This is a genomic window from Shewanella sp. 10N.261.52.F9 (genome assembly GCF_041471165.1).
GTDB classification, from domain to species: domain Bacteria; phylum Pseudomonadota; class Gammaproteobacteria; order Enterobacterales; family Shewanellaceae; genus Shewanella; species Shewanella marinintestina.
Genome location: NZ_JBFRNX010000020.1, coordinates 1 through 11,659 on the forward strand (window position 1 = coordinate 1; position 11,659 = coordinate 11,659).

The 11,659-nt window shown below is 38.4% G+C and carries 9 protein-coding genes; 5 read left to right on the plus strand and 4 right to left on the minus strand.

Features of this window, described 5'->3' with window-relative positions; genetic code table 11:
* Positions 1-173: 173 nt before the first annotated feature.
* From AB4298_RS13185 to AB4298_RS13200, 4 genes are all read right to left on the minus strand, one after another.
* On the minus strand, positions 174-857 hold the full coding sequence (locus AB4298_RS13185; RefSeq protein WP_371987077.1) for a DNA alkylation repair protein: 684 nt from the start codon (positions 855-857) through the stop codon (positions 174-176).
* Between the two features lie 20 nt (positions 858-877).
* Positions 878-1,273, minus strand: a complete 396-nt coding sequence (locus tag AB4298_RS13190; protein WP_371987078.1) for a VOC family protein — start codon at positions 1,271-1,273, stop codon at positions 878-880.
* Between the two features lie 533 nt (positions 1,274-1,806).
* Positions 1,807-2,919, minus strand: coding sequence for an alanine/ornithine racemase family PLP-dependent enzyme (locus AB4298_RS13195; protein WP_371987079.1), 1,113 nt, complete (start codon positions 2,917-2,919; stop codon positions 1,807-1,809).
* Entirely contained in the window at positions 2,916-4,079 is a 1,164-nt protein-coding gene (locus AB4298_RS13200; RefSeq protein ID WP_371987081.1) for an N-acetyltransferase DgcN family protein, read from the minus strand. Before AB4298_RS13200 ends, AB4298_RS13195 begins: the two co-directional genes overlap by 4 nt.
* Before the next feature lie 492 nt (positions 4,080-4,571).
* Here AB4298_RS13200 and AB4298_RS13205 point away from each other — a divergent pair, with 492 nt between their 5' ends.
* From AB4298_RS13205 to AB4298_RS13225, 5 genes are all read left to right on the plus strand, one after another.
* Complete coding sequence (locus AB4298_RS13205) at positions 4,572-6,869, plus strand: DUF2971 domain-containing protein (protein ID WP_371987082.1); 2,298 nt, start codon at positions 4,572-4,574, stop codon at positions 6,867-6,869.
* Positions 6,870-8,285: 1,416 nt separating this feature from the next.
* Entirely contained in the window at positions 8,286-8,687 is a 402-nt protein-coding gene (locus AB4298_RS13210) for a hypothetical protein (RefSeq protein ID WP_371987083.1), read from the plus strand.
* A gap of 291 nt (positions 8,688-8,978) precedes the next feature.
* Positions 8,979-9,848 (plus strand): hypothetical protein, encoded by an 870-nt coding sequence (locus AB4298_RS13215; protein WP_371987084.1) that lies wholly within the window; start codon positions 8,979-8,981, stop codon positions 9,846-9,848.
* Between the two features lie 413 nt (positions 9,849-10,261).
* Positions 10,262-11,299 carry an outer membrane beta-barrel protein gene (locus AB4298_RS13220; RefSeq protein ID WP_371987085.1) on the plus strand — a complete coding sequence of 346 codons (1,038 nt, stop codon included), beginning with the start codon at positions 10,262-10,264 and terminating at the stop codon, positions 11,297-11,299.
* Positions 11,296-11,659: Ig-like domain-containing protein (locus tag AB4298_RS13225; RefSeq protein ID WP_371987086.1), on the plus strand; the 364-nt coding region annotated here is incomplete at its 3' end. The genes AB4298_RS13220 and AB4298_RS13225, both read left to right, overlap by 4 nt.

Here is an 11,659-nt window from a genome sequence, read left to right on the forward strand (position 1 = left end):
ACCACCTTCGACGAAGAGCCTTATATGTACAGCTAGTGTAAAGATGAGACTATGCATAAGCTTTCATAATTAGGTTTTCTACTAACAAAGGTTCACGTCTGCTACTCAACACTTTTTGTAGTGAAACTGATAAAGGGGCATATGTGAGTCATTTCAAACTGACGCGTGAGCATTCAATCGTGATTGTGTTTATTTACCCACTTCAATCCTTCACGTTTAGCAAGCCCTTCTATGTTTTGCTGTTCAATAAACGAGACTACCGCACTGGCGTTCGTTTTTGAGAATTCTCGCAAGATCCAGCCAATTGCTTTTTGTATAAAGAACTCATTGTTAGCCTGATTCTCTTTGATAATCTCAAACAATCGTGTTTCATCCGTTTGCTGCTTGAATTTCAGTTGATAAAGCAAAGCGGTTCGCCTTAGCCAAATATTATCTGAATTACGCCAAGTCCGTATGTACTCTTGTGTTTGTTCTGGATAGTTAATAAACAGAGCTGCTGTGATGTGTGAGGCGAGCAAATCAACCGTGTCCCACCATGATTTCGTGGTAATTAGCCACTCTAATTCGTTTAGGAAAGTGTCTGGTAGTTGCTTCTTACGTTTAATGAGCAAGTCAATTGCTACCAGTTGAAACTCTCTCTCAGGAAGTAACCAAAGTTCTCTGACAATGCTAGGTAAGTCATCTAACTTAGGGAGTTGCTCTTTCGAAAAAAGCGGCTTTAGCACATTTCTCCTTTGTATTGATTTAAGCCCCAAAAATCGAAACTGATTTCGCATGTATGCCTGCATCTGTAGCGCTTCTGCACTATTAGCCAAAGGTTCAAGCTCTGTCTTTATTGAGTTATTCCAAGCGTGCATTCAATTGGGATTCCTAGATGTCAATTACTATAAAACTGAGCAAATTCTTGGGATGGTTTTCTGTCTGAATAGATGTAAACCAGATTACCGATTGGGTCGCTAACTGAAAAACCTCTATCACCCCAAGGGGGGTCTGCTATTGGTATCGATATTTCTAGACCTATTTGATTTAACCGAGCGTACTCTGCATCAGCATCTTCAACTTTGAAATTAAGCATTACACCGCCACCCGAAAAAGTAGTCATTCCCTCTTGAGGCGAGATGATGCTTATTTCTGGCCCTCCTTGACCAACTCGCAATGTAACATACAATCCACAGTCAAATACTGTTGATGCCGAGAAGTACTTCAGATAAAAGTTTTTGCATTGGTCTACCTCCTTGGTACAAAAGCATGTCGAAAGCTGTAGTGGATTCATTACCCCATCCTTGAACAAATATTAATCACTTAAGAGCACGATACTAAGATTAGTAATATTGAGTCAAACCTTCGCTTGGATAACTGCGATGTTGCGTTACTCTAACTTGGTTTGGGGCATAAGTGGGTTAGCACAGACTCGCTGACTTAAAAATGGACAGAGCCGTGTTTCGGTTTCAATCAGTAATCAACTGGTAGCATTAGAAAATGTATCGCTAAAACAGATCATGAACATCAAATTTTATCTGAAATTAGCGAACAACAAACGGTCAAAGTCTAAGGGATTTGGCCTATATTACTACTTGGCATCACAGTATATATTTAATTAGAATTTACTTGCTCATATGAGCACTAGTTTACTTATCTAATATTTTTATAACTAATAACTTTTGTTTTTCTGAAATATACTTTCTCTGTACTACTTTGTTCAGAATTTCAAAAAGTAAAGCACGTTCCCAGCGATTAAATGATTCGTAGTTAAGCAAAATAGCATCGTTGAGCCTGGTGAAAAAATCATGCTCAGCATTCAAAATATTACTCTTTACTGTCAGTGATGCTAATGTTGCATTTCATTGCTTCATCTAGCTGTGTTAAAAAGTATTTGTGTACAAATGGTGATGTCATGGCGAATAACAGCGAACTATAATTTAGCTGAAAGTTTATTTTTCGACCCACAATTAAAGACTCTTCAGACGACTCAATAATTAAATGATCACTTGTAGATGACACAATTTTTATTCCTTTTGGTGGCGTAATTCCTGAAATATTAGTGTCTTGTCTACCAAGTGCAAGTATAGCCTGCGACACAGTTCCCCGATCATTAGCCTCTGGTTTTTCCCCAAATGCATTGACAGCTCTCGTCCCCCAAGGCAGAGAAGGTTTTATTTTAGACTCGATAACTTCGGCTGTAAGAGTGATCACATCACTAAATAATCCTCTTATTTTTTTTTGATACAGTGCCTCGCAACCTAAGAAGATAGCCTCTCCTAGTCGAAGATTATTCACGCGTGAAGGTTTTGTGATGTTAAATGCCCAATTGATTGATGCTGAATTTCCACCTGAAATAATTTCTAATTTTGTGCCAAACTCATGGTCAATTTGATCAGCCAAGTCAGATAACTGAGACATGTTTTCATTGTCTGGTGATACTCCGTAACGACAAGCTAAATTTGTACCGATCCCTTTAAGCGAAATGTGCGGTAAATGAATAATATTCTCGATGAAATTCATAAGTTCTAATGGCATCACACCTTCACGTAGATCGCCTAGTTCCACCATGACGATAATATCGTGAATGATGTTTAATTTACTGGCTACATCGGAAAGGCTTTTAATAACAGATAATTCGGTATTCAGGCTGATATCACAATATTGAATAACATGTTCAACCTCGCTTAACATCGGTGAACGTATAAGCATAATAGGTGACATAATGCCTGAATTTTTTATTTTTTTTATATTTTCTACACGAGAATCCGCGAGCATTTTAGCTCCAGCATTCACGAGAATTTGTGCAATTACAGGGTGGCCTAAACATACTTTGGTTACTGGTGTTACCGATATACCTTTTAAACCTAACTGATTAATAAGTGTTTGTGCATTATGTTGAATTTTACTGCTGTCGATTTCTAGTCTGGGATAGCTCACTTCTCTACCATCATTTTTCTCTCTAAAAGAGGGAAAGCTGACAGAACCATATCAACAAGATGTTTTGTAGGCTGGGATAACGCATCGGTTACTGGGATATTCAATTGAGTCGCATACTCGTCAATTGCAGGAAGTATGTCATCAACATGCATGTTTTGATGATTAAGCGTTAAACCAATTACAGTTGTTTCAGAAAATGTTTCAATAAGATTTATTTCAGAAGCTGCTGTTGGCATTGCCATTTCAGGAAAATCAGTTCGGAATAAGCGTTTAGGTGCGTGTTGTAAAATAACACCTGTTGGGCAACTTCCGCGAAGAATGAATGAACTGGTAGAAAATGCGGGATGACTCAATGCCCCTTGACCTTCAATAATGATAATATCTGGACTCTCTGCCTCATTTGCTTTAACTATCATCGCTTCTAGTTCACCAGCGCAAAACTGTGACGGCACCGCATCCAAAGCAACGCCATATGGTGCTCCTTGCATGATACCGGTTTGCCCAGTTGCAATCATAACAACGTTAAGTCCATTCTCTTTAAGTGCTTTGGATAATATTGTTGCCGTTGTTCGTTTACCAATTGCACAATCAGTACCCAAAACGGCGATACGTGGACATATAACCTTATGAATTTTTCCGCTAAATGTTTGTAAATCGTCTTTGTTTTTAGGTTTTCGGATATCTAAAATGCTAACATTGTTTTTTATACTAGCGGCTAAAAATTTAGGATCGTCGGTTAAAAATTCATGTAAGCCATTAACTATGTTCATCTTTAATGACATAGCCTTTAAAATCAGTTCTTTTTCTGCATCTGATAACATGCCACTTGTTGGTGCGATACCAAAAATGAAATAGTCAGGGGGCGTGTCCGCATGTGTCATTGCTTCTGACAGATCAAATAAAATTGGGATATTATTTTTTTCGTTATCGAGCACAAGGCCAGAATCTAAGCCAGCAGATGTGCTATCGATGACAGATAATATCTGGTATTTTTGTGAGTGTCTAACAAGTCCGTTTGCCGTTTTACCGTCGATTTTACCAAAGTTGCCTTCGCAATAAATAATTGCAGTTGGTATATCTGCATTGGAAATTATTGAAGCATCATTTATTTCTACTACGTTTATTTTGTTAACATTAAGATTGTTATGTGTTAATGACATGATTGCCTAGATTTAAGGCTTAGGAGGGCGACTGAAAAGTTCCGAAGGCGAACCGAAAAGGATTAGAAGTCCCTACTAAGCGGTAGGGAGAATATACACAGTAACACATGTAGTTTTCCAATATCGAGATTGCTGACTTGAATTTAAGTTGAAGCATAAAAAGGCTAGTTGACTGAAAACATACTTTGTTTGCAAATCATTAGAAATAGTATTGCGATGAATGGACGTTGCTGGCACCTTTTTGGGGCATAAGTGGGTTAGCACAGACTCGCTGACTTAAAAATGGACAAAAGCAAGTTAGTGATCTTAATAATTTAGTTAAAGTCGGATTAGATAGGGTAAGGTAAAACTTTACCATCAAAAGGAAAAAAACCGTTGCCTTACGTAGAAAAATTCATTTCTGAGAGGTAGATAGTGAGCCGAGCATCGACTTGAACCTATACAAGCAGGCAAAATGTTTCCGTCTCCTCATATTTACAGGCTCAAATCGTAATGACTAATGCTAGTGACAAAGCAATCATCGAGAAAATAAAAAATAGGCGATTCTCTTACTTGGGGGATCTAGCACACAGCTACCTAGATGAAGATAAGCCTAAACACCTAGGCTATTACTATTTTATTTTAGATCTAAAGCGGAAAGACACTTCTGGAGTCTTTAACGAAGTTGTTTCTCGTTACAAAGATGAAGCACATGCATACTTGTATTTAGGCGAGGTAGCACATGAAATTTATAACTCTTTTGATAAGTATCATATAGCAGCAAGTTACTATAGAAAAGCTATTGAATTAGACAATGACAGTGCTGAAGCCCATTGGGGACTATATTGTACAGATCGCAATATAGACTCTCTTTATCGAGCAATATACTTAGATTACACAGCACAAAGATTTGAAGAGCTAAATCATAAATTAATCAATATATACTTAGATGTTGAGGGGTATTCTCAATTACCAATTGAATATTGGCATATAGTTAAAAAAGTAGCAGACACTTTAGATGAACAAGATTTAGGTTTACTAACAGAACAGTTTATCTTAACTCATTACTTTCTAGGTGATTATTCAAAAGGAATTGAGCTAATCAGGGGTGGTGAACAGCTCAGTAGTATTGCTGTTCTTCCGTTTATAAAGCAAGGGCTGCTATCAATAGAGGAAGTTATTCCTAAAATTTATGATTTTGAGTTGGATAGTTTTTTAGACAATGACCATGATAAAGTTTATCAAGAGCTTTTGAAACGTTCCACCTTAGCGAACTCTAAGGTAAGTAGTGCTATGTTGGTAGATAGAGCGTTTCAAGCTAGACTATTTGAACACGTTATTGAACAATACGAAAAAATTTCTACCCCCTCTAAAAGTTTTTCAAATAACTTCAAATTTCATCTCTTTTATCTTTATTCTCAAGCTCACCTTGGGTTACCACTTGACGGCGAAACTTTAAATCAGATTGAAAAAAACTTGACGAAGTTAACGGAAGAAGAAAAGGCACTATACTTTGCTGTTAGAATAAAAAAGCAAATAGCTGGACTAAACATCCGACTTGAGTCTATTCGCCCAATAAAGTGGGCAGCAAGAAATGACGCTGATTTCCAAAAAACTATAAAATTAATTGAGCAACCCGAAGTTACTAAATACTTTCTATACGATGAATTAAAGAAGGAACTAGACGACATAACAGTCAAGTGGAACAAGCAAGTTTCTAACCACCGATTTATAGAACTAAAAAAATTATTTGAGCACGGTGGTATTGAAAAAGATGAACTAATTGAATTGGCAGCAAATGCTATAGATTGTAACGAGTTGGGCTTTGTTCTCAGGGCTATTGAGAAATATGAGAAAGATGCTCTTCCCTCAATGACATCTCAAAACTTATTAGGGGTTTACTCTGAGAAAGAGGGGGATTTAAAGCAGGCTATTAAGCATTACAGAGTAGCTCTTAACTTGATGTATGACTCAGGTGAATTAAACCACACTATTATCAGTAATTACCTCAACTGCGCAGCAAGAGACTCTGAGATAGACCTGAAAGAAAACGAAATATCGAAGCTGAGTGATGACTTCAACATTGCACTTATCGACTCGTTTGAGTGGAGATTATTCACTGCGAAAAACATAAACCATCTTTTCAAATACTCTCCATTTAACATTAATACTGTTGATTCATTAACGAACCAATACTTCTATTTGGCTAGCAAAAGCCAGCTAAATGACCCTATTGAGATGTCTACCAAAACAAGTATTAGTTCAAATCTAAATATCGGTGACAACTATCGTATTTGTTGTTTTTCCAACAATGATAATTCCATGTTGATGTGGTCTCATTATGCGCAAGAACACCAAGGAATAATGGTCGAATATTGGTTTGGTGGAGACTTACCTAATGGCGTTGGAATAGATAAAGTTATTTACTCGGATGAAGTTAAACGAAAAAAAGAAGAAAACAAGTACCTTTTTAATCAGTACCTTCTGACAAAAAATAAAGAGTGGTCATATGAGGACGAAGTCCGATTGTTTACGAACCAGAGTGACAAAATTAGTTACGAGGTATTCGACTTTCCGAACCATGATAGGAAAATGATAAACGCTAGAGTAAGCAGCATTACGATGGGGTATAAATTCCCTAAAGATAAGAAACGACTGGTTCAAACAATAGTAGCGGCCATTAATGTACAACGGCCAATTCATGAACCGAAGGTTACATTAAAGGAAGCATACCTTTCTGAGGATGATAGATTCACTATAAAGTATCGAGAGTATAAACCAAATAGCGATAGGCCCCCAGAAGCCCCATAGAGTAACCCCATGTGATGGGGAAATATTTGACTATCTGCTTTCAAAATTCAGACCATATTACAAAGCTTTTCCTTTAGGTAATAGGATTAGAATAAGTAAGTCAACCCCCACCTTGGAGAACCGAGTGATTCAGCAGTGCTAACAAGCTTTGGGGCATTTCTGTGTTTGAAGTTGTTACTGAACTTAGCCGCTTCAGCCGACCCAATATTTAGTTAACGTGTTAAAAGTTTACACTTCAAACAAGAGTTTCTTCGCTGTTTCTTTCTCCCCTGAAATTACCAGAGTGCGAGCTCTTCAAGTGAATCATGTGATCGCCCTGCTCTGATAATTAATTTGGGTAATCTTATGCCTCGTTAGCAACTTCTGAAGATTACAAGCTTGTTAATTGTCATCAAACTTCATTGACTCCGATGAACGCTAACAACATGAATTAATTAAGATTAACACTTTAAGAATGCCAAGGTAAATTATTCAAAAAAATAAAAACACATCGTTCCTAAGCCGTTGTTTATCTTGTTGTTACCAACGATAATTCAGTCGAATTCCTATCAAAATCCACAATTACAGCTTAACCCAGATTTATTTTTGAAAGATTTCTTTGTCACCATCTACGCATCAACTTCAATCTTATCTAAATGAGACTAGACCAATGTTACAGATACTAATCATGAGTATGTTGCTTTCAATGCTAAAGCTGACTTTTAAAGAGAACGATCCCAATGTTTCCAGCTTATTTCTAGGTCGTATGACTGTTAACCTGTCAGGAAAAAGACCTCCCTGGGTCATAGTTAAGCAACTCCCCGCTAAACTCTATGAGTGGCTAGAGCACTCTTGCCTTCAAACAACTTCAATCCAATGGTTATTCACAAATATTACAAATAAAAGAGCCCTGAATGTTAGCGGCCAGAAAACACTTATCCGGTTTAGAAAACACCTTAGCTTTACTCATTTAAACTTCAAAGTTATTCGGCATACATTCGGCAATAGGCATACCACACAACACCAAAACTTCATGCTCTTAATATGGCGACTAAAGTCCATGGCTCTTCATCGCATATGCAGTAGTTACTTAAAATTCGCATTTCGACTTCCTACCTATCTCTTGAATAGCAAAGACAATAGGAGAGAGGCGATGCAAGCAAGTTTTGTGAGCCAGCTAAACGCACTGGTTAGGTTACTTAACGAGGTATCGAACAGCCTTACAGAAGAGCTGCGGTATGCTGAACGAGACCAATATAGATTGGAAACTGAGGTGAATTTCTTGGAGTTTTCACTAAGGAAACATCTAACCAAAAAACAAATATCGCTAATACAACAAGAACAGGTAATAACTTTTTTTCGCCAACACTTCAATAATTCGCATGCGGCAATCCTAACTACTGATGAGGACAAATCATTAGTCAATTAGGAACCACTATGAGCGATAAGAAGTCACCTTTTATCAGAGAGTATCAAAGGCAATCAAAGTCGCCCTGGAGCGACCACAGTACTATTTTGTTACTTGCAGGCCACCAAGTAACACAAGACGATGATATCGAATTGAGCTTTAGTCGATACATCTATCAACATAGAGATTCTGCAGGGAGGATTTTAGGTATGAGCGTCAGCAAATCGATACAAGAAGAACATCCAGAGCTTGATAGTCAATATCTGGAGGATTTGGATATGTACATGGTGTTACTGCTACTCAAAGAAGAAATACAAAGCTTCTGCGGCTTATTTGATGATGAATTTGAGGCGATTTTTGGATTACCTCCGGAAATTTACTTCGATATAGCTGAGCAACATTGGACACAAAAGTTAGAGGACAGTTTATAGCAACAACTTGCGAGCCATTAGGCTCGCTTTCTTGGGCGCTTTAAGCTCTCTCTAGATTAAGCAACACGGATAAAAATTAGGTTAATAGACAGGCATCAATTGCATTTTGCATCGGTGTGAATAAGGCAAATCGTACATAACAACGGTTAGTGACCGTGGCTCTATTAAGCCGAAACAACAAACACTTTTACTTATTAACTCTTCTGCCGTCATCACAATATGTGCGGTAGTTACTTTTACGCTTGCCTAAATCGATTTGTAAGTGACGCTCGCAAGTGTCTGGACACTATTATGAACAGCAAAATTAACACTGCAGTAAAGCCCCCTTATCTCAAAGCTGAGGGTAGACTTGAAACGACATACCACTTAACTAAATTTTCTTTAGTTGAGAATGTACTTATTTTTGCAACAGGCTTAACGCTTGAGCAAGCAAAAGACAATGCAAAAGAGCTTGAAAAGGAACAATCCCTAAGCCATGCAGAGGCCATGAAATGCATTTGTTGGGGTAACGGTATTCATAACGTGCAAAGCTTCAACGAAGCACTGCCTCAGCTTGTAAAGTCAACGTTTGGAATCGAACATACAGAGTTTGGTCTTTACTCTAGTGACGATAGTTATACTGGTTTTTGGTGGGTTGAAGCTGGAACAACTAAATATGCAAGAGTTACGATCCCAGGTTCGAAGAATACGGAAGAAGACCTGACAGACATGCTAGTTGCTCGACTTTTACCTGTTAGAGAAGACTCCCCTAAACAAGTTAAGTTTTTACATGCCGTCAAAGACTGCCTGATTTATTTAGGGCGTGGTTACACTCTCGCTCCACACAGAAAAAACCTTAACCAAGTTCAAGATATTTATGAAATCGACATTGATATTAGAAAGCTCATATTGAACAGCAAAGGCTCTGCAGACAAGCTTTTGAGCTACGCCTTGGCAAGTTGCTACAACACGCGACACACGACGGAGCTAATGATGTCACAAAGCCTTGCTGATAAGAGCGAAAATCTTGAATTCACAAAGATAGACCTTTCTAACAAGTATGATCGAGATGAGCTTGCTCGCGGTTTCCGCTACCCGCAATTTGGCGACATGTGCATGCAACTCGATGATACTCAGAAGGACATTCTAAAGAGGCTACTCGAAAACTATCAAGGCTGGTAAGAGGTAAGCTGGCTATAGCATGAAATGGCTTAAGTTGAGACCTGAGCCAACTAGTTAAGCTAAATAACTGACCATATAACAATTCCTTATGGTAATGAGAGAGATTATTAATTCGGTAAATAATACCTCTACCCAAATAGCTTACATAGATCACAAAATCGACAATGCAAATAAGTCAGCAAATTAAGCATATTATTTTTCTTTTCCCGAATTGCTGCAGGGTTCAGTTTAAAAACTGCCCGATTCATAAGTTTGTAGCCTTACGGTTATCAGCCCAACTTATAGCTTAAGCAGTTATTAACTTGTTATTCTGCCGTGATTTTATAGATTAAAGACATAAGATTTGTCACAGATATATTGATTCAACATATCTATGACAGTTCAAACTGTAAGCTCTTATGGGGAGAGTTGTAATGAAAATAATTGGAACTGGAGTGTTATTAGTCAGCATATTGCCAATAATTCCGGTATTTGCTGCTAATTCAGATTTAACTACAGACCCGAACACTAACACCTTTGTACCTGTCGAAGTGCCACATTGGTACTTAGGCGCTAGAGGTGGCTTTTCTGAATTTCAAGGAGCCTGCGCTAAAAACGCTATCGACTGCGATGATAACTCTATGGGGTATGGTCTATATGGCGGTTATCAATTTAATGATTGGTTTGCTTTAGAAGGCGGCGTAACCAATTACGGCACTATATCGGCGCTTTATCAAGGCGGCTACACTAAAGCAAATATGTCTGGCACAGACTTAAGCGCTAAGTTTTCATATGGGCTAACAGACCGAGTTACACTATACGGTCGATTAGGTGGTACATATCAATATATTGATAGAGAAACGTCATGGACTGGTGACTCTAAACCATCAGGTTGGGGTCTAACAACAGCTGTAGGGCTTGATTATAAGTTGACGGAGCGCTTATCAGTTCGAGCAGAATATCAATTCATTGATGGCGCAAATGATAATCGCGCATCTTCTGACGCTTACTTCGGTTCGATAGGTCTAACGTACCGTTTTGGCTCTGTAGCTAGAGCTAAAAGTATACCTGCTGTAATAGCACCAAGTGCTGTTCCCTTTGTAATCCCTTCTACTGTAACACGTGTTTTATTGGACTCTGATTTTGATTCTACATCGTTCCATGATAACTCGCATGAATTACCACCTTTAATTGAAAAAGCGAAACAAACTCAAGGGACAGTGGTGATTACAGGTAATGCTGATAGTAAAGGTCCCATGGGATATAACCAAACCCTATCAGAAAAGCGTGCTCAAGCCGTTGGTGAACACTTCATTTCAGAAGGCATTGATGCCGCACGTATTACTGTCAGAGGTAACGGAGAACTAAGGCCAAAAGTGAGTAATGACACAGTAGAGGGAAGAACTGTAAACAGAAAAACAGAGGTTGAGTTTAAGTCTAAAGCACACCTTAATACTGGAGAATCACAATGAAACGGATAATACAGTTTTTTTCACTGTTCCTGATAACCGTGTTAAGCCTTACTGGATGCGGCAGCGATGATAAAGGGTTGGTAGCTGGACCAGATGAAACCACTGTTGTGAGCTTACAGGTTACGCCAGCCGTAGCACAAAGCCCGGCAGGATTAGAGCTGAAATACAAAGCGTTAGCTAAGATGAGTGATAACACTGTAGTTGATGTGACCACTGATAGTGCATTGTCTTGGAGCAGTAGCGACACCAATATTGCAACTATCGATACCGATACGGGGATCGCAACGGGTGTTGCAGTCGGTACCGTCACCATTACCGCATCAGGTAACGCGAATGGCATTGAGTTTACTGCATCTGCTG

Bases quoted from the DNA above. Each gene is read 5' to 3' on its own strand.
- AB4298_RS13185 (WP_371987077.1), bottom strand. From the start codon at position 857: ATGCACGCTTGGAATAACTCAATAAAGACAGAGCTTGAACCTTTGGCT.
- AB4298_RS13190 (WP_371987078.1), bottom strand. From the start codon at position 1,273: ATGAATCCACTACAGCTTTCGACATGCTTTTGTACCAAGGAGGTAGAC.
- AB4298_RS13200 (WP_371987081.1), bottom strand. From the start codon at position 4,079: ATGTCATTAACACATAACAATCTTAATGTTAACAAAATAAACGTAGTA.
- AB4298_RS13205 (WP_371987082.1), top strand. From the start codon at position 4,572: ATGACTAATGCTAGTGACAAAGCAATCATCGAGAAAATAAAAAATAGG.
- AB4298_RS13210 (WP_371987083.1), top strand. From the start codon at position 8,286: ATGAGCGATAAGAAGTCACCTTTTATCAGAGAGTATCAAAGGCAATCA.
- AB4298_RS13215 (WP_371987084.1), top strand. From the start codon at position 8,979: ATGAACAGCAAAATTAACACTGCAGTAAAGCCCCCTTATCTCAAAGCT.
- AB4298_RS13220 (WP_371987085.1), top strand. From the start codon at position 10,262: ATGAAAATAATTGGAACTGGAGTGTTATTAGTCAGCATATTGCCAATA.